The sequence below is a fragment of the Pandoraea sputorum genome, from assembly GCF_000814845.2.
Taxonomy (GTDB): Bacteria; Pseudomonadota; Gammaproteobacteria; order Burkholderiales; family Burkholderiaceae; genus Pandoraea; species Pandoraea sputorum.
Map to the genome: position 1 here is coordinate 4234315 of NZ_CP010431.2, position 24007 is coordinate 4258321.

At 63.2% G+C, this 24007-nt stretch carries 19 protein-coding genes; 9 read left to right on the forward strand and 10 right to left on the reverse strand.

Annotation, left to right across the window (positions count from 1 at the left end; translation table 11 throughout):
- Positions 1-44: 44 nt before the first annotated feature.
- Complete coding sequence (locus NA29_RS18645) at positions 45-1658, reverse strand: AMP-binding protein (protein ID WP_039403980.1); 1614 nt, start codon at positions 1656-1658, stop codon at positions 45-47.
- Between the two features lie 8 nt (positions 1659-1666).
- Positions 1667-3142, reverse strand: a complete 1476-nt coding sequence (gene sauS / locus NA29_RS18650) for an acylating sulfoacetaldehyde dehydrogenase (RefSeq protein ID WP_039400394.1) — start codon at positions 3140-3142, stop codon at positions 1667-1669.
- 268 nt (positions 3143-3410) lie between these two features.
- Between sauS and NA29_RS18655 the strand changes: the two genes are divergently transcribed.
- The 6 genes from NA29_RS18655 to NA29_RS18680 all read left to right on the forward strand — a co-directional run bounded on the left by NA29_RS18655 (position 3411) and on the right by NA29_RS18680 (position 11988).
- Positions 3411-4175, forward strand: coding sequence for an IclR family transcriptional regulator (locus NA29_RS18655; RefSeq protein ID WP_039400397.1), 765 nt, complete (start codon positions 3411-3413; stop codon positions 4173-4175).
- Between the two features lie 300 nt (positions 4176-4475).
- Positions 4476-5261, forward strand: a complete 786-nt coding sequence (locus NA29_RS18660; protein WP_039403981.1) for a DUF3050 domain-containing protein — start codon at positions 4476-4478, stop codon at positions 5259-5261.
- Between the two features lie 233 nt (positions 5262-5494).
- A complete protein-coding gene (locus NA29_RS18665; RefSeq protein ID WP_039400399.1) occupies positions 5495-6418 on the forward strand; it encodes a diiron oxygenase in 924 nt (307 codons plus the stop codon).
- Positions 6419-6428: 10 nt separating this feature from the next.
- Entirely contained in the window at positions 6429-10082 is a 3654-nt protein-coding gene (locus NA29_RS18670; RefSeq protein WP_039400402.1) for an amino acid adenylation domain-containing protein, read from the forward strand.
- Between the two features lie 75 nt (positions 10083-10157).
- Positions 10158-10649: an SRPBCC family protein gene (locus tag NA29_RS18675; RefSeq protein WP_039400405.1), complete on the forward strand. Its 492-nt coding sequence runs from the start codon at positions 10158-10160 to the stop codon at positions 10647-10649.
- Positions 10650-10752: 103 nt separating this feature from the next.
- On the forward strand, positions 10753-11988 hold the full coding sequence (locus NA29_RS18680; RefSeq protein ID WP_052253049.1) for an aminotransferase-like domain-containing protein: 1236 nt from the start codon (positions 10753-10755) through the stop codon (positions 11986-11988).
- Positions 11989-12013: 25 nt separating this feature from the next.
- Here the strand turns inward: NA29_RS18680 and NA29_RS18685 are convergent, their stop codons facing one another.
- Positions 12014-12928, reverse strand: coding sequence for a LysR family transcriptional regulator (locus tag NA29_RS18685; protein ID WP_039400407.1), 915 nt, complete (start codon positions 12926-12928; stop codon positions 12014-12016).
- A gap of 301 nt (positions 12929-13229) precedes the next feature.
- On the opposite strand from NA29_RS18685, the gene NA29_RS18690 reads away from it, so the two are divergent.
- On the forward strand, positions 13230-14246 hold the full coding sequence (locus NA29_RS18690; RefSeq protein ID WP_231965082.1) for a sigma-54-dependent Fis family transcriptional regulator: 1017 nt from the start codon (positions 13230-13232) through the stop codon (positions 14244-14246).
- 114 nt (positions 14247-14360) lie between these two features.
- On the opposite strand, the gene NA29_RS18695 is transcribed toward NA29_RS18690, so the two are convergent.
- Entirely contained in the window at positions 14361-15359 is a 999-nt protein-coding gene (locus NA29_RS18695; protein ID WP_039400412.1) for an aldo/keto reductase, read from the reverse strand.
- A gap of 416 nt (positions 15360-15775) precedes the next feature.
- On the opposite strand from NA29_RS18695, the gene NA29_RS18700 reads away from it, so the two are divergent.
- Positions 15776-16531: a 4'-phosphopantetheinyl transferase family protein gene (locus NA29_RS18700; RefSeq protein WP_052253050.1), complete on the forward strand. Its 756-nt coding sequence runs from the start codon at positions 15776-15778 to the stop codon at positions 16529-16531.
- 82 nt (positions 16532-16613) lie between these two features.
- On the opposite strand, the gene ahpF is transcribed toward NA29_RS18700, so the two are convergent.
- The 4 genes from ahpF to NA29_RS18720 all read right to left on the reverse strand — a co-directional run bounded on the left by ahpF (position 16614) and on the right by NA29_RS18720 (position 21136).
- Complete coding sequence (gene ahpF / locus NA29_RS18705) at positions 16614-18206, reverse strand: alkyl hydroperoxide reductase subunit F (protein ID WP_039400414.1); 1593 nt, start codon at positions 18204-18206, stop codon at positions 16614-16616.
- Between the two features lie 194 nt (positions 18207-18400).
- Complete coding sequence (gene ahpC, locus NA29_RS18710; protein WP_039400416.1) at positions 18401-18964, reverse strand: alkyl hydroperoxide reductase subunit C; 564 nt, start codon at positions 18962-18964, stop codon at positions 18401-18403.
- Positions 18965-19130: 166 nt separating this feature from the next.
- Entirely contained in the window at positions 19131-19811 is a 681-nt protein-coding gene (locus NA29_RS18715; RefSeq protein WP_052253051.1) for a Vgb family protein, read from the reverse strand.
- A 44-nt stretch (positions 19812-19855) separates the two neighbouring features.
- Positions 19856-21136: a hypothetical protein gene (locus NA29_RS18720; protein ID WP_039400418.1), complete on the reverse strand. Its 1281-nt coding sequence runs from the start codon at positions 21134-21136 to the stop codon at positions 19856-19858.
- 124 nt (positions 21137-21260) lie between these two features.
- On the opposite strand from NA29_RS18720, the gene NA29_RS18725 reads away from it, so the two are divergent.
- A complete protein-coding gene (locus NA29_RS18725) occupies positions 21261-22709 on the forward strand; it encodes a DEAD/DEAH box helicase (RefSeq protein WP_039400422.1) in 1449 nt (482 codons plus the stop codon).
- Here NA29_RS18725 and NA29_RS18730 read toward each other — a convergent pair.
- Together NA29_RS18730 and NA29_RS18735 are read right to left on the reverse strand one after the other, a co-directional pair.
- Positions 22666-23328, reverse strand: a complete 663-nt coding sequence (locus NA29_RS18730; protein WP_167370905.1) for a hypothetical protein — start codon at positions 23326-23328, stop codon at positions 22666-22668. The genes NA29_RS18725 and NA29_RS18730 overlap by 44 nt on opposite strands.
- Entirely contained in the window at positions 23273-23761 is a 489-nt protein-coding gene (locus tag NA29_RS18735; RefSeq protein WP_039400427.1) for a hypothetical protein, read from the reverse strand. The genes NA29_RS18730 and NA29_RS18735 overlap by 56 nt, the downstream gene beginning before the upstream one ends.
- Between the last annotated feature and the right edge of the window lie 246 nt (positions 23762-24007).

Sequence of the window (24007 nt, forward strand, 5' to 3'; positions counted from 1 at the left end):
TGCGATCGTGTCCTGCCCCCGGGGAGCGACGGCCCCTCGGGTTTTTACTGTTGCAGCAGCTTGAGTCGTTGCACCTTGCCCGACGGGCCACGCGGCAATTCGCTCACGAAGCGGAACTCCTTCGGGGTCTTGTAGCGGCCCAGCGTTTGCAAACAGTGTTCGCGCAATGCCTGCATGTCGGCAGACGCGCGCTCGGGGTCGCCCGGATTGCCCGGCTCGCGCAGCACGACAAACGCCACGATCTCCTGTCCGTAAGCCGGGTCCGGCACGCCGACGGCAGCCGCCTCCAGTACATCGGGATGCCGCAGCAGCGCCTCGTCGATCTCGCGCGGCGCGATGTTCTCGCCGCCTTTGATGATGAGTTCCTTGGCTCGTCCGGTGATGTAGAAGTACCCGTCGCTGTCGCGGTGGCCGAGATCGCCGGTGCGCAACCAGCCATCGGCCGTGAAAGCGTCGGCGGTCTCGTCCGGGCGCTTGTAGTAGCCGCGCATGATCTGCGCGCCACGCAGCACCAGTTCGCCGGTCTCGCCTGCGTCGGCTTGCGAGCCGTCGCGGCGTATGACTCTCGCCTCGCCTCCCGAAGGCAACCCGACGCTGCCGATGCGGCGCATGTGCGCATCGAAAGGATTGCTGAAGACAGGTGCCGCGGTCTCCGTCATCCCCATCGTCTCGATGATGCCGATGCCGAAGCGCGCTTCGAACGCCCGGTGATGGTCGGCGGGTAACGCCGCCGATGCACTGCGGCAAAAGCGCAGCCCGGCCAGCGCTGCGCGCGCCGGGGCGTCGCCTTCGAGCAGGTAAGCAACGATGGTCGGCACGACGTTGATCCACGAGCACCGCGTTGCTGTCACGTCGCGCCAGAAGGTGCTCGCGGAGAAGCGCGGGGCCATCACGACCGAGCCGCCGTGAAACAGTGGCGTGAGCAACGTCACCACCAGGCCGTTGATGTGATAAAGCGGCAGCGAGGCCAACACACGATCCTCATGCGTGAGCCGATGCTCGGCGCTGATGAACGAGGCGTTCGCGAGCAGGCTCCCGTGCGTAAGCAACACGCCCTTGGGCACCCCCGTCGTTCCCGACGTGTACATGAGCAACGCCACGTCGGCGAACACTTGCGAGGCCAGCGACGGCACCGCCGCCATCGCCGGGATCTCGGGCAGTGCGGTGGCATCGGGCGACGTGCACACCAGCGCCACCGCGCGCGTCATCCCCTGTTCACGTGCGGCGTCCACCGCTTGCGTGAGCGCTGGCAACATCGCCTCGGAGACGAAGATCAGCCGCGTGTCCGAGTGCTCGACGATGTATTGCAGCTGTGTTGGCTGACAAAGCAAATTGATGGGATTGACGATCAGGCCGCTGTACATCGCAGCGAGGATCACTCGTGCCGACTGCGGACCGTTGCCCATGCACACGGACACGATATCGCCCGCTCGCAGTCCGGCTGCCGCAAATCGTCGCGACAGTTCCCGGCAATCGTCGCGCAACGCACGGAAGGTCAGCGCAACGGCATGGCCGCTTTCATCGTCATCGTTCAGTGCCAGCAGGTACGGACGCTCGCCATGCTTGTCCGCCTGCCGATCGATCAGATCTCGCAACGTACTCACGTTCGCAGCGAGCGATTCATGCGCTGCAGCAAGGGCGGCGGAGACCGGGTTCATGGGCGCGTTCATCGTCCGAATCTCCCGAAATAGTCGGCGAAGAGATCGTCCGCCTCGGGCACGTCGGCGGCGATGGGATAGGCCACGCGCGTGACGTTGAGGTACTGACGGTAGCCGAGGTTGTCGGTAAAGTTGTTCCGCCCCCACGTGCCGCAGCCCATCGACAGGGAGAACGGCAGACCGTTGTCGAAATTCCCGCCTGTCGCGAAGCAATGCGCCTGATTCACGATCACGCGCGCCACCGGCAACGTCTCGCCCAGTTGCAGGGCCTGTGCCTTGTCAGCGCCATGCAGACCGACCGAGTGACCGGCGCCCATGTAGTGATAGATGTTCGAGACAAGCGACACGGCGTCGTCGAAGTCGCGGGCACGATAGACCGTCAGAACTGGCGAGAGCTTTTCGCCCGAGAACGGGTAATCCGAGCCGGTGCCCGACTCCTCGACCATCAGGAATTTGGGATGCTGAGCCGCGATATCGTCGAGTCCGGCCAGACGCGCAATCCGCTGCGCCGACTTGGCCGTACAAGCGCCGGAGAGCTTGCCGTCCACCCACATCACTCGCGCCAGTGCCTGCTTCTGGTCGGCATTCAGCAAGACGCCACCGGCGACGTGCAACGCATCGATCATCGCGTCGTAGACCCGGCTCTCGATCACGACGCTGTTCTCCGACGAACAACTTGTCGCGTTGTCGAACGTCTTCGAACGGGCGATCTTTACGGCGGCATCCGGTAGATCGGCGCTGTGCGTGACGATCGACGCGACATTGCCCGCGCCGACGCCGAACGCGGGTGTGCCGCTTGTGTAAGCCATGCGCACGTTCGCCTGCGAGCCGGTCGCCACGATCAGATCTGCCTGACGCATGAGCGCCGCTGTAGCGGCCTTGCTGATCGGTTCCGGCAGCATTTGTACGAGATCCGGCGAGAGGCCCGCTTTGACGAGTTCCGCATGCACGAAGCGAAGCAACAAGGCGCACGCGCTGTAGCCCTTGGGCGACGGCGCAACAATCACCGCATTGCCGCACTTGAGGGCGTTGACGATCTTGTTCGCCGGCGTCGCCGCAGGATTGGTCGACGGTGTGATCGCAGCCACCACGCCCACCGGACGTGCGATCTCGACGATCCCCTTGCCCACATCTTCGGCAATCACGCCATGCGTCTTGCGGCCGTGCAGATCGCGCAGCAGGCCGAGCGTCTTGCGGAAGTTCTTCTGAATCTTGTCGTCGACATTGCCCAGCCCCGTGTCGTGCACCGCCAGTTCAGCGAGTTGACGGTTGCGTGCGGGTTCCATGATCGCCCACGCCGCTGCGCTCGCCGCCGTGTCCAGCGCCTGCTGTCCGGCAGCGGCGAAGTCGCGTTGCGCTGCCCTTGCCCGCGCGATGAGCTGCGCGACCTGTGCCTCGACGTCGGCCGTATCGTTGCTCGCGTGCGGCGCTAACGTGCGAGCGTCCGATGGCGCAACGACAGCTCCGAGAGCCCGTGAATTCATGAGACGCCTCCTGATGGTTTTCGAGTGAGTTCGCGTAACCAATCTAGCCAACACACGACGCGTCGCCGGTCTCAAATTCCCGGTCAAGCCGGACACCTTCGGAGGGTGTAAAGGGTGGGTCGAAATTCGGGACCGCTGAAGTCCGCAAAAGTAATCAAACCGATGCAGAATTGCGGTAACGGTCGAAGGAATAAGCGCGCAACGACAAAACTTCGCCACAGGCAACGTCAGATTGCCGAGGGGGACATAGCAACACTCAGGAGACGACATGGCCGCATCGAATCAATCGAACGCCGCCGCAGTGCGTGCGTTTCGCGTGCTCGAAACCCTCGCCGACGCCGGCGGTCCGCTATCGATGATGGATCTCGTGAACGCGCTTGGACTGCCCAAGCAAACCGTGCATCGCATCCTCACGCAGTTAAAGGATGCATGGCTGATCACCCGCAGCGACGACGACCGGCGCTACGAATGCTCGCCACGCGTGCGCGCGCTGGCCATCAATGTGTTGATGCAGACAGGCCCTGCTGCGGCGCGTCATGGCTTGCTGGAGCAACTCGTCGCGCGCATCGGCGAGACGTGCAACCTGACGATGCTCTCGGGCAACGATGTGATCTACGTGGACCGTGTCGAGACGGAGTGGCCGCTACGCATGCATTTGCAGCCCGGCTCGCATGTCCCGCTGCACTGTTCGGCGAGCGGCAAACTGCTGCTGAGTTTCCTGCCGAAGGAACGTCGCGAACATCTGATCGACACACTGCCGCTGCGCCGTTTTTCGGATCAGACGTTCACCGACCGCAGCGCCTTGCGCGTCGAGCTGCAACAGACGCGGCGCCGCAAGATGGGCATCAACAATCAGGAGCATTTGCAGGGGCTGATCGCGATCGCCGTGCCCGTCATGCTCAATCGCAACCGCGCGTGCGCCGCGATTGCCGTGCAAGCCCCCATCGGGCGGCTGACGCTCGACGACCTGCTGGCATTCGAGCCCGAACTGCGCTTCGCTGCCGAAGAAACCGCACGCACTTTCAAGCACTGAGCTGCCCTCGCCCATCGCTTGTCACCGCGTGTCACCACATGTCACCGCCCCGCCCTGCGCGGGGCGTGCTTCCCCCGCCCTTTCGCGACACCCGCGCGCACACCTGTCCATTATCTGAACAGGTGTCATGCCTGCAAACGCCCGTTCGCCCCCTGAAAAATCCCCTCAATCGTCTAGATTCTTGCGTTTCGAGACGCTGGCATCGAACTTGCTGATCCCTGTGGGCGACGACTTGAAAGTCGCGCCGCATTCCCCCTCGCACAGGTTGATTTCAACATCGTTATCACAAGGATGCCTATCGTGGACAAGATCGAACATCTCGAACGTCAGATCAAGGAACATCACGCGACGCTTGCACATCACCCGGTGTTCCACTCCATCGAATCGATGCAAGGTTTGCAGACGTTCATGGAGTGGCACGTGTTTGCCGTCTGGGACTTCATGTCGCTGGTCAAGCGCCTGCAGGCCGACCTCACGACGATCACGCTGCCGTGGATCGCACCGCGCAATATTCATGCCGCCCGTCTGATCAACGAGATCGTGCTCGGCGAGGAGTGCGACGAGACGCCGCAAGGCCCGATGAGCCACTTCGACCTGTACCTCGCCGCCATGCGCGACGTCGGCGCCGATACGCGCCAGATCGAGAAGCTGATCGACCTGCTCGTCAAGGGCCATAGCGTGAGCGCCGCGCTCGCCGCCGTCGACGCCCCCGCGCCGGTACTGCGCTTCGTCAACTCGACGTTTGCGACCTGCTACGAAGGCAAGACGCATCAGGTACTCGGCAACTTCTTCTACGGCCGCGAAAACGTGATTCCCGACATGTTCCGCACGCTGCTCGACGGCTGGCAGATCGATCCGAAGAGCGTGCCGCTGCTCACTTTCTACCTGGAGCGCCACATCGAAGTGGACTCCGGCGAACACGGCCCCGCCGCGCGCGCCATGATCGTCGAGGCCGCCAATAACGACGAACGCCTGATGGTCGAAGCGCTGGAAGCTGGCCTGCGCGCCATCGACGAACGCCTGCGTCTGTGGGACGGCCTGCACGAACACATCGTGGCGTCGCAGAAGGAAGCCGTCGCTGCCTGAGTCGTTTGCGTAAGTCGTTTGTGCGACTCGTTTGTGCGATTCGTTTGCGAGCACCGCGCTATTTGCGCCTTTTTCATGAGGCAGGACGGTCGGGGGACCGGAGGGGCGCGGCCGACAGCACACGCTGTTGGCCGCACACGCCCCGTTTCGCCCCTCGCCCGGTGCTGCATACGCTCCCATTCGAATTCTGAACCGCAGGTCCTCTGCCGTCCCCCATATTCCGAGGCAACGCCATGTCATTGCAGAGTTACGTCAGCCACGCTGACCAATGGGAACAACGCGCTACGATCCGTTCCCGTCCGCGCCGCATCGTCGAAGACGACGACCTGAGCTACTACCCCGTCGAGCGTCAGCCGCTGTACGCGCACCCCGCCGTGATCGACGCCGGCCGCGAGGTGCAGGACTACATCCTGCTGCAAAGCTTCTACAAGTACATCAACGACGTCATCATCTTCGAGACGGAAATCGTGAACCGCACGGCGCTGGCCATCGCCAAGTCGCGCTTCCCGTTCGAGTTTCCGTTCGCGTGCCGCAGCGACGCCATGTCGGTCGTCATCGACGAGAACTACCACGCCTACGTGGCGATGGACTACCTCGACCAGGTCGAGCGCAGCACCGGTATCGGCCCCATCGAGCAAAACCGCGAGATCGAACTCTCGCGCGCCATTCCCCGCGCCATGGAATACGTGCCGCCGCAATACGCCGCCGGTATGGAACTGCTCGGCGTCGCCATCTCGGAAAACACGGTAACAGCCGAGGTTGCCGCCTTCTCGCGCGACACCACGCTCAAGCGTTCGGTCAAGGGTGTCATGGCCGACCATCTGGCCGACGAAGGCCGCCACTCGGTCTTCTGGATCAATCTGGTCAAGCTGTACTGGTCGGAGATCGACGAGACGGCACGCATCGAACTCGGACGCGGTCTGCCGTTCTTCCTGCGCGAGTACCTCACGAACGAGTTGCAACTCGAATTCGACCGCCGCCTGATCGGCACGCTCGATCTGCCCGCCGCCACACGCGAACAGATTGCAAACGACATGGTGGGCGCGTACCCGATCACCAACCAGCACCCGATGATCGTCAACATCCGCAAGTTCTTGAAGATGGCGGGGCTGCTCGAGCACGAACCCACTCGCGCGGCCATCGCGCAATACCTGTGAGGAACGAGTCATGAGAGCGATTTCCTTCGCCATCGCGGGCAACAACCGCCTCGGCGCACGTCTGTTCGCCGCGCTCCACGACATGGGGCACGACGTGGTGCCGTTGTCGTACAGCAGCGGCCCGCTGACCGAAGCAGCGGTGCAGCTGGGCGCGAGCCTGCCTACGCCGGACAGTGGTCCTCAGCGCGTCGAGTGGCGTATCGACTGCGGCGATGCCGCTCCGGAAACCGCCTGCGCCGCCACGCACATCATGACGTTTCGCGCCAGCGCCCCGGCACTCCCGCCGGTCACGTCCACCCTCGCGTGGCAGTGGCATGGCCCGCGTGGCAACGTTGACGTCGCTACCACGGTCTGCGCGTTCGAGAGCCTGCGCTGCGGCGCGGACATGGTCGCGCAGATCGATGCTGAAGCCGAAGCTATGCTTGTCGACATCGTCAGCCAGCTCGGTCGCGACGTGCTGACCACCGATGGACTCGCATCGCGTCCCGTGGCAGAGGCCGCGCCAGGGAGCGTGGTGCTCGACTTGCAGCGCCTGTCCGGCTGGCATGCGACGAACGAGACGGCACGCGAGATGGCGTTGGAGCCGTCGCTGCCTGAAATGATTTCTCGGCGCGCGCTCGAGACTCCGTCGGCCGTCGCGCTGCGCGATGCCAACGGCGACGTCAACTACCGCACCTTCGTCGCCGCATCGATGAAGCTCGCCCTCGACATCGCCGCGATGCTGCCCGTGCAATCGCCCGACGATCGCACGCCGCAGGTCGTTGCGGTACGGCTGCCCAAGTCGCGACTGCTGTACACCGCGATCCTCGGTGCGATTGGCGCGGGTGCGGCCTATGCGCCGCTCGACCCGTCGTTTCCTGCGGAACGCGTGCGCCAGATCGTCGAACAGAGCCGTGCGACGTGCCTGATCACCGATGACGATTTCGACGCGAGCGCGCTTGACGGGCTGAACGTCAGAATCATTCGTCTGCGCTCGCTCAATGTGGCGGACGTGAACATCGGCGTGACGGCGTGGCCCGTGTCGCGACTTCCCGACCGCGCGAGCCGCTGCGCCATCACGATCTTCACCTCCGGTTCGACGGGCGTACCCAAGGGCGTCATGCTCACGCACCGCAACATCGTGCACTTCTGCCACTCGTATCGCGACTACATCGGGTTAGACGCCAGCTCGCGCGCATTGCAGTTCTGCACGGTGGCGTTCGACGTCTCGCTGCTCGACATTTTCCCGACGTTCCTCGCCGGAGCGATGCTGGTGATCCCGACCGAAGCCCAGCGACACGCGCTCGACGATCTGAGCGCGCTCATCGAGCGCGAAGCTGTCACGCACGCTTTCCTGCCGCCCGCGCTGCTCGGCGTGATGCCGGATGCGCAGTGGCCTGCGCTGCGGCATCTGCTGACCGGCGGTGACGTCTGTTTTCCCGAGACGATTGCCCGCTGGAGTCAGGGCCGTGAGTTTCACAACATCTTCGGCCCGGCGGAATGCACGGTATTCGTCACCGTCGCGCGCCTGAAGGCGGGCGACAGCAACCGGTTGATCGGGCGGCCGCTCGCGAACGTGCGCTGCTACGTGCTCACGGAGACCGGCGAGCCGGCGCGCACGGGTGAGGCGGGCGAACTGTGCGTGGCCGGTGCCGGTGTGGCGGATGGCTATCTGCATCGTCCCGATCTGACAGAGCGCAGCTTCGTCCCCAACCCGTTTGCCGATCCGGATGGTCAGTGGCCGTCGGCGCACGACGAACTGCTGTATCGCACGGGCGACATCGTACAGTGGGACGAGTACGGCGCACTGCACTTCGTCGGACGCCGTGACGCGCAGGTCAAGATTCGAGGCTTTCGCGTCGAACTCGGCGAGATCGAATCGGCCGCGCTCGCCACCGGCCAGTTCGGTCAGTGCGCATGCGTGGTCGACGACCGCAAGCGCATTCGTGGCTTCGTCGCCCGCCCACTGGCGGCATCCGTGACAGGCGACACGCTGCGCGACCTGCTCGTTGCCCGTCTGCCGGACTACATGGTGCCTTACGAAATCGTCGTGCTCGACGCGCTGCCTGCCACCAACAACGGCAAGATCGACCGCAACGCGCTTGGCCGCATTCCGGCGCAGCGCGCCCGCACGGAAGACGACACCGCGCAGGCACCGCTCACCGAGACGGAAACGAATCTGCGTGCCCTGTGGGCACGGCTGCTCGATCTAGAGCCGTTCGAAATCGGCCGCGACGATTCGTTCTTCAACCTGGGCGGCCACTCGCTGCTGGTCTCGCGGCTCATGCTGGCAGTCAAAAAGGAGTTCGGCGGCAATGCACCGCTCGCCCGCTTCATGGAGCGTCCGACCATCGGTGCGCTGGCGTCGCTGCTCTCGAACGACGACGTCAACAAGGGCGAACGCATTCCGCAGCGTGTCTTCGACGACATGGTGCTGCCCGACGACATTCGTCCGGTCGACGGTCTGCGCCCCATTGCAGACGGCGCAAGCGCGATTCTGCTCACGGGTGCGAACGGCTTCCTCGGCACCTTCATCGCGGCCGAGCTGATCGCGCAAACGTCCGCCACGATCCATTGCATGGTGCGCGCGGCGAGTCAGAAGGAAGGCGAAGCGCGTCTCGCGCAGGCATTGCAGGCCAATGGACTGGCTGCGCTCGCAGGCCATCCGCGTCTGAAAGTTGTGCTCGGCGATCTGGCGAAACCGCGACTCGGTGTATCGCCGGAAACGTGGCGAACGCTGGCGCACGACATCGATGCGATCTATCACAACGGAGCACACGTCAATCACGTCTACGACTATCCGTATCTGTACGACGCGAACGTCGGCGCAACGCTCGAACTGTTGCGCCTCGCCTGCGAGTTCCGCAACAAGTCGATGCACTTCGTCTCGACGTTGTCCGCCGCGAGTGCTGTGAACGCCGACGGTCACGTTCTTGAGGAGGGTCCTGCCCGCAACGCGCCCGCCTTCGTGAACAACGGCTACAACGTGACGAAATGGGTCGCGGAGCATCTGGTGTGGGAGGCCGCCGAGCGCGGCGTCGACGCCACCATTCTGCGCCCGGGCAACATCACCGGGGTGTCCGGCACGGGGCTGTGTCAGCCGACGCGTAACCGGATCCTGCTGCTCGTCAAAGGCTCGCTGCAACTGGGCGCAGCCCCTGCCGGGGATACGGATTTCGACTTCACCCCGGTCGACTTCCTGGCGCGCGCGATGGTCCGCTGCACGACCGACCCCCAGCGCGAGTTGCGCGTCTTCCACCTCCAGAACCCGCAACCGCTGACGTGGGAAGACTACCTCGGCGCACTCGCCCGATGCGGTTATTCGCTCGCCCTCGAAGAACCGGCGGACTGGCGCAATCGCCTGACCTCCATCGACGAGACCAACGCATTGTTCGATGTGGTCGCGTTCTATCTGGATGACAGTCAGGAGGACATCGGCGACATGGCGCGCATTGCGCACCAGCAGACGGCGCAAGCACTCGCGCGTCTGGGGCTGGCGTATCCGCGTAAGGACGACGCCCTGCTCATGCATCACTTCGGCTATCTGATCGAAAGCGGTTTCCTGCCCGAGCCGGGTGGCAGCAGTGCCCGGCGTACCGATCCTAAGGCGAGCAAGGCGAATCAGACGAGTCAGGCGGGTAAGTCGGGTAAGTCCGACGAGAAGGAGACGGCCTCCGTCGCCTGATCGGCGTGTGGAGTCTCTCAGTCATTTGTTGCACCTTTTTTCGCGCAGTCCATTTTCATCATCGAGGAGTTCATCATGCTGCAAAAAGTCCGCACCGAACTGCAACCCGACACGCTGATCCACAACCTCACGACGACTGTGCACGCCGGGGTGGCCGACCTGAATGCGTCTGCACGCGATGTGTGGAACATCGTTGGCCGCTTCGACGGCTACAACCGTTTCGTGACCGGTCTCGAATACATTCAGATGACCGGCACGGCGACCGGCCCGCGCTCGCTGCGTCACAAGCACTTCACGGGTGGCGATCTCGTCGTCGAGCAACTCAACACGCGCGACGACGACGCCATGACCATGAGCTGGACGCTGATTTACACGACGTTCGACATCGGCAACATGTGGGCGTCGATGGAAGTGGTGCCGCGTGGCGACAAGGCGTGTACGGCGACGTATCGCATCGTCGGTGAAGCGCGCTCCGGCAACCCGAAGGACCAGCCTGCGTTCGACGACTTCGCCGTCGGCTTCCTGAAGATGGCGATGGGTAACCTGCGCAAGATGTTCAACGAGTAAAGCACGCGTTGCCCGACATCGATGTCATCGATGGCATTGATGGCTTTGCGCCCTCGCGGCTTGCGTCGTGAGGGCGTCCCACTTCTTCGTTGCGGACCGCACAATGGACAGACATCTCCCGCCCGCCGGCCGCTGGCAACTCGCGGCGCGCGCGCAACGCATGCAGCCGTCGGCGCTGCGTGAACTGCTCAAGGTCGCCGAGCGGCCTGACATCATCTCGTTCGCGGGCGGCCTGCCCTCGCCCTATGCGTTGCCGGTCGAACGGCTTCAGGCGTCGGTCGACCGGATCTTGCGACGCGACGCCGTCGGGGCGCTGCAATACGGGCCGTCCGAGGGCTACCTGCCGCTACGTGAGGCCATCGCCGCACGGCTGACTCGGCAGGGCGCAGCAGTCAGTCCGTCTCAAGTGCTCATCACGACCGGCTCACAGCAGGCGCTCGACCTCGTCGCACGCGTGCTCGTCGATCCCGGCTCGCGTGTGCTGATCGAGACGCCGACCTATCTCGGCGCGGTGCAGGCGCTCGCGCAATACGAACCCGTGTTCGAAGAAGTCTCGACAGATGCTGCAGGTCTGTTGCCCGAACGGCTCAACGAGACGTCGATGCGCAATGCGCGCATGCTCTATACGCAACCGAACTTCCAGAATCCCACGGGACGCACGCTCCCCCTCGACCGGCGCATGGCCCTGGCGTCGCTGGCCATCCGCCATGGCTTACCGATCGTGGAGGACGACCCTTACGGCGAACTCGTCTACACCGGCGTGACTCCGCCTTCACTACTGTCGATGGCGCCCGACAATGTCGTGCATCTCGGCTCGTTCTCGAAGGTCATTGCACCGGGCCTGCGCGTGGGATATGTCGTCGCGCCGGAAGAACTCATGATCAAGCTGTTGCAGGCGAAGCAGGCGAGCGACCTGCACACGACCGGCATCACCCAGCGGCTGGCGCATGCCCTGCTCACCGACGGCGAGTACGACACGCACCTCGAAGCCATTCGTCTGCGGTATCGGGCGCAATGTGCGCTTATGCTCAAGTGCCTCTCCGAGCATATGCCCGAGGGCGTGAGCTGGACACGCCCGGCAGGCGGTATGTTTCTATGGGTGACGCTGCCGCCCGACATCGACGGCGCGAGTCTGTTCGAAGATGCGTTGGCGCGCGGCGTGGCGTTCGTTCCGGGCGCGTCGTTCCATGCCGTCTCGCCTAAAGCGAACACGATGCGCCTGACGTTCACGACCGCCACACCCTCACAGATCGAAACCGGGATTGCACGCCTGGCGCAGGCTATCGAGGCGCGGCTTCGCAAGACAGAAACCCGCGAAACCAGCCTCACCGTCTCCTAGGTTCAGCTACACCGACAGCGGCACTTCAGGCGCAGACCTGAAGTGCCGCGTCCGACGGCTCGAACAGTCCGATGTTCTGCGCCGTCTGCACAAAACGCTGTACGCACGGGTTACTGCTAGTCGCACTCCATACCAACGCCACATCGATATGCGGCGCGTGCAGCAACGGCACGAACTGAACGTTCTCTGCGCGCGTGCTGCGCATCGAGCTGTGCACCAGCGCGACCCCGAGGCGCTGTCCGACCAGATTCACGATCGTCTGCTGGAAGTTCGTCTCCAGTCGGACACGCGGTGAAAAGCCCGCCTGACGACAGTGGTCGGTGATGGTGTTGTGGATGAATGGCGACGCTTCGCGCGGCGAAATGATGAAGGGATCGTCACGCAGTTCGGCTACCGAAATGGCTGAGCGCGCTGCTAGCCGATGACCCGCAGGCAGCGCCGCCACCAGCGGTTCGCGGAAGATGGTTTCCGTGCATAGTTCGACCGACGCATCGGAGGAATACATGATGCCTACGTCCACCTTGCCGCAGCGAAGTTCGGCGGCGAGGTCTGTCGGAATCGATTCTTTGAGTTTGACCTCGATACGCGGAAACGCCGCAGCAAAAGCGCGCGTAAGCACGGGAAGCACGCTGCATGCGACCGCGAACATGAAACCGGCGCACAGCATGCCTGAGTCACCGACTTCAGCCGCGCGTGCGTGGGAGCGCGCCTGATCGAGCGTAGCAAGCACGGAGCGTGCGTCTCGATAGAAACGCTGTCCTGCCGCAGTGAGCGCCACGCTGCGCTGTGTGCGTTGAAACAACACGACCCCCAACTCCTCTTCGAGCATCGCGATCTGTCGCGACAAAGGCGGTTGTGAAATGTGCAGCAAATTCGCTGCGCGCCCGAAGTGGAGTGTTTCAGCCAGTACTACGAAATAGCGAAGTTGCCTCAGTTCCATGGAGCCTTCCCCCCTTAAAAGAACATCGGTTTCTATTCATAGCGAACCGGTATCAGTCATCGCATCATATGGTATTGGAGACCGCTCGCGAATCGAACTATGCTTGGTCTTGCTTTATGGAGCACCCCCCAACGGCATTCGCCATGATGCGATACCGCGCCGCCAAACGCAGCGCCCGCCAATTCCAATAAAGTCAATGAGAGACGCTATGTACGCCCACGATCCGCTGGACCGTTCAAACGCAAACTTTCAGTACTCCTCCCGGCCAACGCTTGACCGGCTCTGCGGCAGCGATCCCACCATGCTGGCCACCCTCGCGCGTGCCAGACTGCTCATCGATCGCCAGCTTCCCATTCTGATTCTCGGAGAAACCGGTACCGGAAAGGAGTACCTCTCACGCGCTCTGCATGACTACAGCGCACGCCGTCAGGCGAACATGGTGTCGGTCAACTGCGGCTCGATTCCCGAAAACCTCATCGAAAGCGAACTGTTCGGATACCAACGCGGCGCTTTCTCCGGCGCCCTCAACACCGGCATGAAGGGCAAGGTCGTACAGGCCGATGGCGGCACGTTGTTCCTCGACGAAATCGGCGATATGCCTTTCGCCCAGCAGACACGTTTGCTGCGCGTACTCTCCGAGCGGGAGGTCACGCCCATTGGCGCATCCGCCCCGGTTCCCGTCGACCTGCAACTCATTTGTGCGACGCACCAGAATCTCGAATCCCGCGTGCAGACGGGGGCGTTTCGCGAAGACCTCTATTACCGTGTGGCCGTCGGCATCGTGCATCTGCCGCCACTGCGTCTGCGCCAGGACCGCGCCTGGCTGCTCGATGCGATGATCGTCGCCGAGTCTCACGGCAATGCCAGTTTCGAATCGCTCGATCGCGAGACGCGTGAGCTACTGCTGTCGTATGCGTGGCCGGGCAATCTGCGTCAGATGCGTGCGGCCGTTCAGTACGCGTGTGCGGTCAGGAGCGGCGACACGATCCGTGTGTCCGACCTGCCTGCGAATCTGCTGCAAAGTGCAATGGCTCCCGCTATTGCACCGGCGATGCCAGCGGCCGTCTCGCCGGGCGCTTGCGTGGCGTCCGGGCCCGCAGGCAACATCCAGATCGCACCGCTCGCGTCGCTATCGGCCATCGCCAACGGCGAGCGCGAGATCATTATTCGAGTGCTATCGTCGCGACGCTGGAATATCTCCGCCGCGTCACGCGAACTCGGCATTTGCCGCACGTCGCTCTATCGCAAACTGCGTGAACTGCATATTCCTCATGTGCGCGATATGGGCAGCGACGTGCTGCTCGGACCGGATCGCTGATATCGACGCAAGAAGCGAACGATCGGACGATGGGGCATCGTACGCTTCGCGCCCTTCGTCCATCGTTCGCTTCAATTCACTTTAATCCCCTTACATCGCTACACCGCTACACCGCTACGCCGGATCCGCCAGCAACGCCATCATGGCGGTCGGCTTGTAGCGGTTCCCGGAAGTCGCGTTCGCGCCGAAATGCGCTTCGAGCACGCGCACCATGCCCGGGTCGAGATGCACATTCGCCGCCGCAAGGTTTTCCTCAAGACGGTTAATACGGCGCGTGCCCGGAATCGGCACGATGTCGTCGCCGCGAGAGAGCAGCCAGGCGAGTGCCAGTTGTGCGGGCGTCACGCCGATTTGCGCCGCATAGCCCGCGAGCGTCTGCGCCAGCTTCACGTTGGCGTCGAAATGCTCGCCTTGCAGACGCGGGTCCGACGTGCGACGCGAGTCGCCTTCCGGAAACTCTTCGGCGCGCCGCGCGGTCCCCGTCAAAAAGCCACGTCCGAGCGGTCCGAACGGCACGAGTCCGATGCCCAGCTCGCGCAGACAGGGCAGAATCGACGCTTCGATATCGCGATGCCAGAGCGAGTATTCGCTTTGCAACGCACTGACCGGATGCACGGCATGCGCGCGACGGATGGTACGCTCGCTGGCTTCCGAAAGCCCGAAGTAACGCACCTTGCCCGACTTGACGAGTTCGCCGACGGCGCCCGCCACGTCTTCGATCGGCACATTGGGATCGACGCGGTGCTGATACAGCAGATCGATGTAGTCCGTGCCGAGTCGCGACAGACTGGCGTCGACCACTTCCCGGATATGCTCGGGTCGGCTGTCGGCCCCCGTGACTGCTCCGTTTTCGAAGCGAAATCCGAACTTCGTCGCAATGATCGCCTTGTCGCGACGGCCCTTGAGGACACGACCGAGAAAACGCTCGTTTTCGAACGGGCCATACACTTCCGCCGTATCGAAGAAGTTGCAGCCGAGCGCTATCGCCCGTTCCAGCACGCGAACCGATTCAGCTTCGTCGGAAGGCCCATAGGCATAGTGCATGCCCATGCAACCCAGTCCAATGGCGGGGACTTCCAGCCCCCGTTTCCCCAACCGGCGTGTTGGCAGCATTGTCGAACTCCTGTGAAGTGGTCGTAGGCCCGGCGTCTGTCGGTCGACACCGGTAAGTCGTCTTCTCTATGCAAGTTTCGATCCATTGCTTTGTCTGCGACGTCGGCATTTCATTCAAATCGCCTCGCTGAGCTAAGCCCCCCTCACGTAACCCGCATGTCTGCTCGGAATACGACGGATGATCGTGCCCATGGCGACGCGCGACATGGCGGTCGGAACGCGTGTTCAACATCGCACACCTGCGCAAACAGCTGTCCGAAGCTGCGACACCTGTCGCAGCCTGCGACAGGTGTCTGCGCACGTGACGCAGCGCCAAAAGTAGCAGCGCATGGATGAAACACGTGGCTTTCGATATGGCATCCAAATTGCTTGGAGTCCGTCATTTGTCTTCGCCACCCACAGGCGCACGGCACACGATGAACAACGACAAGAACGACGTGCAAGCGGGCACGGGACTGGCGCTTTACGGGGCTTCGGCAGACGTATTGGCCCGCTTCAGGGGATGGGCCGCGCATCTGAGCCCGGACGAACGCAGGCGGGCGGACGCGTTTTCCCAACCGTCCGATCGGGAGGATTATGTTGCGGCGCACATTCTGGCGCGGGTCGCTGCGGCGCGCATTACCGGCCGTCCGGACACGCCCGGCCCCGCTGCGCGCACGTATGTGCTCGTGCAGCGTTGCGAGCAATGTGGCGGCGCGCATGGGCGCCCACGTCTGCCCGCGCATCCGGGCTTGCATGTAAGTCTGAGCCACACCCGGGGCGCGGTCGCTGCGGCGTGCGCGATCGCGCCTGTCGGCATCGACGTCGAACACTGGGACGAAGCACTTGCCCCGGACGCCGACCTCCCTGGTCTGAACGAGCGTGAGCGCAAGCGCCTCGGCGCGTTCGCCAGCTTTGCTTGCACGCATCATGCACCGTCGCCACGCGCACTGGCCTGGTTGCGTCTCTGGACGCGCAAAGAGAGCCTGATCAAAGTCGGCGGCACAACGCTGGACGAGATGAGCGGCATCGACCTGTCGGCCCTGCCGATGAGCGAAGCGCCTCTGCGTGCCTGGCAACGTCGCGTGGCGCATGGCGTCTGGGCGATGACCGACTGGCTGGACCCGGCGTTGCGCGTCACGGGCACCGTCTCCAGTGCGGGGGGAGTGAGCGTCGAGCGCATCGACGCATGACGTCGATCACGCGTGCGCCCCATAAAAATAAGCCGCCCGAGGGCGGCTTATTTCATGGCAACGGCATTGACGCGATGGGCGTTCAGGCCACAGCGGCTTCGTTCCGCTCGGCGTCCACTTCGTCGTCGACCGAGCTGAGCATCAGGTGTTCGAACGCGCCGAGCGACGCCTTCGCACCTTCTCCGACGGCGATCACGATTTGCTTGAACGGCACCGTCGTCACATCGCCTGCGGCGAACACGCCCGGCACCGAGGTCGTGCCCTTGGCATCGACTTCGATCTCTCCATGACGCGAGAGCGACACCGTGCCCTTGAGCCATTCGGTGTTCGGCACCAGACCGATCTGGACGAACACTCCTTCGAGCGCAATCGTCGAACGCTCGCCCGTGGCCCGGTTGAGGTAGGTCAGGCCGTTCACCTTCTGACCGTCACCGACGATCTCGGTCGTTTGCGCATTCATCAGCACACGTACGTTGGGCAGGCTGCGCAGCTTGCGCTGGAGCACCTCGTCGGCGCGCAACTGGGTACCGTATTCGATCAGCGTGACGTCCTTGACGATGCCCGCCAGATCGATGGCGGCTTCTACGCCCGAGTTACCACCGCCAACGACCGCAACGCGCTTGCCCTTGAAGAGCGGGCCGTCACAGTGCGGGCAGTAGGCCACGCCGCGATTGCGGTATTCGCGCTCGCCCGGCGCGCCGATTTCGCGCCAGCGTGCACCGGTGGCCAGCACCACGGCGCGCGCCTTGAGCACCGCGCCGCTGGCCAGATGCACTTCGTGAATCTTGCCCGGGATGAGCGCTTCGGCACGTTGCGTGTCGATCACGTCGACGTCGTACGTCTTCACGTGCTGTTCGAGCGCAGTGGCGAACTTCGGCCCTTCCGTGTGCGTGACGGAGACGAAGTTCTCGATGGCCATCGTGTCGAGCACCTGACCGCCGAAACGCTCAGCGACGACACCCGTCGCAATGCCCTTGCGAGCAGCGTAAATCGCGGCCGCCGCGCCTGCCGGGCCGCCGCCCACGATCAGCATGTCGTAGACCGGCTTGTTTTCCAGCGCCTTCGCTGCACGCGCCGTCGCGCCCGTGTCGAGCTTCGCCAGCAGTTCCTTCACGCTGGTACGGCCTTGCGTGAACGATTCACCGTTGAGGAACACCGTCGGCACAGCCATCACCTGACGCGCTTCCACTTCGCTCTGGAACAGCGCACCGTCAATGGTGACTTGCTGGATACGCGGGTTGATCAGCGCCATCACATTCAGCGCCTGCACGACCTCCGGGCAGTTCTGGCACGACAGCGAAATATACGTCTCGAAGCGGAAGTCGCCATCGAGCGCGCGAACCTGTTCGATGGTGTCGTCGTCGAGCTTGAGCGGGTGACCGCCGACTTGCAGCAATGCCAGCACCAGCGACGTGAACTCATGGCCCATCGGCAACCCGGCAAAACGAATACGCGGTGCCTCGCCCGGCGTGCCGATCGCGAACGACGGCCGACGCTCGTCGGCATCGGTGCGAGCTACGACGGCGATCTTGTCCGACAGCGGGGCGATCTCTTCGACCAGCGCCTTCATTTCTGCAGACTTGGGGCTATCGTCGAGCCACACGGCGATTTCGATGGGGCGCGTGACTTTCTGGAGATACGTTTGCAACTGGGCTTTGAGGTTCGCGTCCAACATGGCTGTTTTTCCGTCTCGATAGGGTGAGCGAGGTCCACCGCGTCGGCCGGGGGCTGGCGCAGGTAAGCGTCGGGAATTCGGGGTTGGGTGCCGGCGCAGCGGGCTTTAGGGGGACCCGCGCGCCGGCAGGTAACGCCGCTCCGTGACAAGAGCGGCGCTTGCTGCGGTACTACCGGTGAAACTCTGGGTGGTGCTTAGATCTTGCCGATCAGGTCGAGCGACGGGCTCAGCGTTTCTGCGCCCGGCGTCCACTTGGCGGGGCAGACTTCGCCCGGGTGCGCGGCGATGTACTGAGCGGCCTGCACCTTGCGCAGCAGTTCCTTGGCGTCGCGGCCAATGCCGTTGTCATGGATTTCGCACAGCTTGATCTCACCTTCGGGGTTGATCACGAACGTGCCACGCAGCGCCAGACCTTCTTCTTCGATCAGCACGTCGAAGTTGCGCGAGATCGCCAGCGTCGGGTCGGCCACCATCGGGTACTGGATCTTCTGGATCGTGTTCGACGTGTCGTGCCAGGCCTTGTGCGTGAAGTGGGTGTCGGTCGACACGCTGTAGATCTCAACGCCCAGCTTCTTGAATTCTTCGTAATGGTCGGCCAGATCGCCAAGTTCGGTCGGGCACACGAAGGTGAAGTCGGCCGGGTAGAACACCACCACCGACCACTTGCCCTTCAGGGTTTCGTCGGTCACGGTGATGAAGTCGCCGTTTTGGTAGGCGTTGGCTTTGAACGGCTTGATCTGGGTGTTGATGATCGGCATGTCGTAGTCTCTTGGACGGGGTGGAAAGTGTTGCCAGTATGCCGAATGCTATCGATAGATAGAAATTGATTATTGAAATCTATACGATTAAGCCAGGCTATCGGGGCCGATAGCCTGGCTGCTATGACGGCCGTCCCGTCCGGACGGCCACGGGATTCGGGCGTCCTTAGCGGTTCGAGCCCTTCGGGTAACGCACGGCGCGCACCTTACCGCTGGCAGCACCGCCACAGTAGAACGTGCCGTTACCGTCGTACTCCAGCCCGCTCACGACAAGACCGTCCGGCATCTGGACGCGCGTCAGGACTTCGCCGCTGACGGCATCGATCTGACGCAGCTCGCTCTCGTCGTTCTCCCACGTGCCGTGCCACAGTTCGTCGTTCGCCCACGTCACGCCGGTCACGAAGCGATCGGACTCGATGGTGCGCAGCACGCGTCCATCGGTCGGGTCGACTTGCAGAATGCGTCGGTCCCGATACTGTCCGACCCACAAACTGCCTTCGGCCCACGTCAAACCGGAATTACTGCCGCGATCTGCCGGTGCAGGAATCGAGTGCACCACGCGCCCGGTAGACGGTTCGATCTTATCGATGCGCGACTCTGCGATCTGGTACAGATGCTTGCCGTCGAAGGCGGTGCCTGCATCGCTAGGGGCATCGACGGTGCGGCTGACCTTGCCGTTCGCGGGGTCGAACGCGACGAGCGCCTCCCCTGTCGCGGCCCATACCTGCTGTCCGTCGAACGTCACGCCATGAATGCGCTCAATGCCAGGGAAAGGACCATATTCGCTGATGATGTCGGCTGCGCTCACGGCGGCCGTGCGGGAGTTTCGTTGCGGTGTGCTCGTCATGTCAGGCTCCGGTTGTTACGCCACGTTCGGCGTGCAAGTCCACTCTAGCCAAACGACCATCCGGCAGGGAGTAACAAAATTGTCGTGAATTCGGTGAGCGGCGGTGCGATCCAGCGCCGCGCCCGCGCGAGGCCCACGGCACGCACGCGCCCTTGCGCCTCGAGTTCGCCGAGTGCGCGCTGGACCGAGCGCTGGCTCGCGTTCAATGCGAGTGCGAGCGCCGACGTCGACCACGCCGCGCCGTCTGCGAGCAACGCGATGAGCGAGGCGCGCTCGCCGTCGATGGGCGGTAGCAGGACGGTGACGGCAGGTCTGGCGCTTTCAGGATCGGCGGCTGTCGTGGCTCGCTCGCTTGCGTGAGTGCCCAGATGAGCGTCGAGAGAGCGCAAGGCAAAGCCGCGCGATGTTGCATCGATCTCTGCGATACCTTTGAGCACAGTGCGCAAGCGTCCGATTTCGACACGCAGGCGCGCCCGATGCGTCTCGTCGGGGCGATGCAGGCGGAACGCCTCGGCAATCAACGTCTCTCTGTCGATATCCCCTGGCCACGCACGCGCCAGATGCAGCGCAAGCGTGAACAGCACCGGCCGTCTGGCCAGCGGACGCCACACGTTGCCTGTCCCGATGCCTCGACGGCAGGCATCGACCACGAGGGTGTCCGAGTGCAGCAGTGTGGCGGCCTCCGCGAGCGACAGCATCTGCTCGCCATCGCGATGCCACCGTCTCGCCGCCGGACGCCCCATCGTCTCGCGAAGACTCCGAACTTCGGCGCTCAGCGCCGGAACGTCGGCCGTTGCCGCCGCGGTCTGTGCCTGGTCGAGCGCGATCTGAGCGTCGGCGATGCGTAGCGTTCGTAAGGCAAGTTCTGCCGACGTCAATGCATGGACGGCCGTCAGTCGTGCGGGGACATGGGGCAACGGCGCCTCTTGGAGGGCCAGTGCTGCGGCATCGAGTTTGCCCAGCAGCAACAGACGCCGCGCGACGATCAGCCGCGCGAGCATAGCGTTGGGGAAATCGGCGCGTTCGGCAAGCAGCGATGCGGCGGCCTGGAGCGACCGGTGGGTGCCTCCGAGGTCTCTCATGGCGAGCGCGACCTCGGCATCCGCAACGACACACCGTGCGCGGGCGACCGACTCATGCGTGCCGAAGCCACGTGCAGCGCGTTTTAGCAGATCCCGGGCGCGAGCGAAATCCCCGAGCTGCGCCATCGCAATCCCACGCAGCGCGAGGGCCGGCGGGTCATCGCGAAGCGCCACACGACGCAGTGCGCCGAGCGGATCGCCCGACGCCAGCGCGCGGGCCGAAGCGGCAATGAGGGAGTCCATCGCGGGATATTACCGCGCGTGACAATGAAGTCCGGTATCGGGTCCCGTCGAACGGTCGCGCGACGGATGCAAAGTCCTGGGCCCGGTAACCGTTAAAATTGGGGTTTTCGTCCGGAATACGTCCATGTCTTTTGACTCGCTGGGTCTGATCGATCCGTTGCTGCGCAATTTGCAGGATCTCAACTACGAGACACCGACGCCGGTGCAGGCGAAGGCGATTCCTGCCGTCCTCGCGGGCAAGGACGTCATGGCGGCCGCGCAGACCGGTACGGGCAAGACGGCGGGTTTCGCACTGCCGCTGTTGCAGCGTCTCGTGCAACTCGGACCGCAAGTGGCCAGCAACCGGGCGCGCGTGCTGGTGCTGGTGCCCACGCGCGAACTGGCGGAACAAGTGCTGCAAAGCTTCGTCGCGTACGGCAAGGGGCTTGGCTTGCGATTTCTTGCAGCCTACGGCGGCGTGAGTATCAATCCGCAAATGATGAAACTGCGCAAGGGCGTGGATGTGCTGGTGGCAACACCGGGTCGTCTGCTGGACCTTAATCGTCAGAACGCCGTGCAGTTCGATCAGGTGCAGACACTGGTGCTCGACGAAGCCGATCGCATGTTGGATCTCGGCTTCGCACGCGAACTCAACGCGGTATTCGCGGCGCTCCCGGCCCAGCGTCAGACACTGTTGTTCTCCGCGACGTTTACCGACGACATTCGCACAATGGCCGCGAACATTCTGCGCGAGCCGGTCGATATCAGCGTGAGTCCGCGCAACGCCACGGCCAGCAAGATCAAGCAGTGGGTCATCCCGGTAGACAAGCGTAACAAGCCGGATCTCTTCATGCATCTGGTCGCCGAGAATGACTGGAAACATGCACTGGTGTTCGTGAAGACGCGCAATGGCGTGGACTATCTGGCGGGCGTTCTGGACGAAGCGGGCTATTCGGTCGACACCATCCACGGCGACAAGCCGCAGCCAGCACGACTGCGTGCGCTGGAGCGCTTCAAGACAGGGGAAGTGCAGATGCTGGTGGCGACCGACGTCGCCGCGCGCGGGCTGGACATCGACGACCTGCCGCTCGTCATCAACGTCGATCTGCCGATCGTGGCGCAGGACTACGTGCACCGAATCGGCCGCACCGGTCGCGCGGGGGCGAGCGGCGTGGCCGTATCGCTCGTGTGCGCCGACGAAGCGCCACAACTGGCCGCCATCGAAGCACTGATCCAGCAAACACTGCGTCGCGAGGAAGAACCCGGCTTCGAAGCCGAGCACCGTGTGCCGGAGACCAGCGCGACGGGGCAAATCATCAAGAAGCCGAAAAAGCCGAAGAAGCCGAAGGTGCAGAGCCTTCCGCAAGGCGAGCTCGGCAAGCAACCCGCGTCCGGCAAGAAGGCGGCGCCGCAACACGGCGAGAAGAAGCGCAAACCCGCGACACAACGCCCGGCGTCGACGGGCAACAGCCCGAAGCCCGCCAGCGGCAACCCGTTCAGCGGACAAAAGGCACGCAGCAAACCGGCAAAAGACTCCGTCGCGAATTTGCTTAGGCCCGCCGGTAAAACGGCAAGTGGTCGCGGCAAACGTTGATCCGGTTCTGCGCAGGAGCGACCATTCCGCGATCGGCCTTGCCCGGAATATCGTGCGTCTGACTGATTTCGCTTACGATTTTGCTTAGCACTTCAAACACGGTATCCGGGGACACCTGGGCAGGTAGTTCCTTGTTGGTGTTCCTGTGCGCGATCCAATCTCGGTATCTTTTGATCTGCTTCGCGCGACCGATCAGATTTGCGTCCAACTCCGGTTTGAATAGGTCGAGAATCTCGTCGAATCGCCAGTACTCGACTTCTGACTTGAACTTCTCGGCAAGCTTGCTCGAATATCCCGAGGGATGTCCAGATGCCAGCAATTCATTTGCCGTCTGCAACCGTTCGATGACGTATCGTTCAAACGTGGCGAAAAGCGCGAAAACCGCGAGATCAGCTGCTTGCTTTTCCGCGTCAACCAAGGCAGTTTCAACGTCATCGCGCGCAGCATTTAAGAGTCCAGCCCGCGGCATGAGTACCTCATCGAAATGCTCACGCGCAATGTGCTCCACAACGACAAGACTCTCATGCGAGACGCGATATGCCTTGTAGACGACCTCCAGTGGATTATTGAATGTCATGGCCACAAACGTCTGCAAGCAAATCCATGAATAACGCTTCATCGAGCAGCACCGCGCGGCGCACCCTCGACTCGATCCAATACCATCCGTCCTCTTCCACTCTTCGTACGAGCCGCGCTCTCAGCGGATTCCCGGGTCGGCGAATAACAATCGTCGCTGATTTGAACCCGGGGTCGTACTCTCCGTAGAACACCAGATTGTGGAATGTGTACGAACCAACGATATCCACAAGGCCATCTGCCGCGATGGCGTCCGACGCTCTCGGAACGAGTTTGGCCAGCAGCTTGCCGTCTTTTGAAATGTACAAGGCAGGCGCTTCGTACCTCCCCTCTCGTTCCTCGCTCAAAAACTGAAGTCGGGTTTCGACCTCCAGCTTGTGTTGCCGGCACCACCGCGTCGCGTCTTGTAGCAAGGCGTCTACGCGCTCGAGATATTGCTCAAGGAGAGGCGATTTTTCCGGACGTATTTCGCTCATTTCATGACTCGCTGGACTCGGCGGACTCCGCAGCGAAGTGTTCGCGCGCGGCACCATCACCGAGGGGTTGAAGAAGTCATGAGCGTACTGGACACACTAACGTGTGCGACGAGAGCATTTGCTCTGGGAGACGTAAAGCCGTACGCCTCCGGCTTGAAACTACGGCGTGAGGCGCATACGGCAGGCTTCCGACAGGCCCGTTCCTTTGAAACGAAAATCGGAAATTGCCGGGCTTTTCGCAAAGCC

Bases quoted from the DNA above. Each gene is read 5' to 3' on its own strand.
- NA29_RS18645 (WP_039403980.1), bottom strand. From the start codon at position 1,658: ATGAACCCGGTCTCCGCCGCCCTTGCTGCAGCGCATGAATCGCTCGCT.
- sauS (WP_039400394.1), bottom strand. From the start codon at position 3,142: ATGAATTCACGGGCTCTCGGAGCTGTCGTTGCGCCATCGGACGCTCGC.
- NA29_RS18655 (WP_039400397.1), top strand. From the start codon at position 3,411: ATGGCCGCATCGAATCAATCGAACGCCGCCGCAGTGCGTGCGTTTCGC.
- NA29_RS18665 (WP_039400399.1), top strand. From the start codon at position 5,495: ATGTCATTGCAGAGTTACGTCAGCCACGCTGACCAATGGGAACAACGC.
- NA29_RS18670 (WP_039400402.1), top strand. From the start codon at position 6,429: ATGAGAGCGATTTCCTTCGCCATCGCGGGCAACAACCGCCTCGGCGCA.
- NA29_RS18675 (WP_039400405.1), top strand. From the start codon at position 10,158: ATGCTGCAAAAAGTCCGCACCGAACTGCAACCCGACACGCTGATCCAC.
- NA29_RS18680 (WP_052253049.1), top strand. From the start codon at position 10,753: ATGGACAGACATCTCCCGCCCGCCGGCCGCTGGCAACTCGCGGCGCGC.
- NA29_RS18685 (WP_039400407.1), bottom strand. From the start codon at position 12,928: ATGGAACTGAGGCAACTTCGCTATTTCGTAGTACTGGCTGAAACACTC.
- NA29_RS18690 (WP_231965082.1), top strand. From the start codon at position 13,230: ATGCTGGCCACCCTCGCGCGTGCCAGACTGCTCATCGATCGCCAGCTT.
- NA29_RS18695 (WP_039400412.1), bottom strand. From the start codon at position 15,359: ATGCTGCCAACACGCCGGTTGGGGAAACGGGGGCTGGAAGTCCCCGCC.
- NA29_RS18700 (WP_052253050.1), top strand. From the start codon at position 15,776: ATGAACAACGACAAGAACGACGTGCAAGCGGGCACGGGACTGGCGCTT.
- ahpF (WP_039400414.1), bottom strand. From the start codon at position 18,206: ATGTTGGACGCGAACCTCAAAGCCCAGTTGCAAACGTATCTCCAGAAA.
- ahpC (WP_039400416.1), bottom strand. From the start codon at position 18,964: ATGCCGATCATCAACACCCAGATCAAGCCGTTCAAAGCCAACGCCTAC.
- NA29_RS18715 (WP_052253051.1), bottom strand. From the start codon at position 19,811: ATGACGAGCACACCGCAACGAAACTCCCGCACGGCCGCCGTGAGCGCA.
- NA29_RS18720 (WP_039400418.1), bottom strand. From the start codon at position 21,136: ATGGACTCCCTCATTGCCGCTTCGGCCCGCGCGCTGGCGTCGGGCGAT.
- NA29_RS18725 (WP_039400422.1), top strand. From the start codon at position 21,261: ATGTCTTTTGACTCGCTGGGTCTGATCGATCCGTTGCTGCGCAATTTG.
- NA29_RS18730 (WP_167370905.1), bottom strand. From the start codon at position 23,328: ATGAAGCGTTATTCATGGATTTGCTTGCAGACGTTTGTGGCCATGACA.
- NA29_RS18735 (WP_039400427.1), bottom strand. From the start codon at position 23,761: ATGAGCGAAATACGTCCGGAAAAATCGCCTCTCCTTGAGCAATATCTC.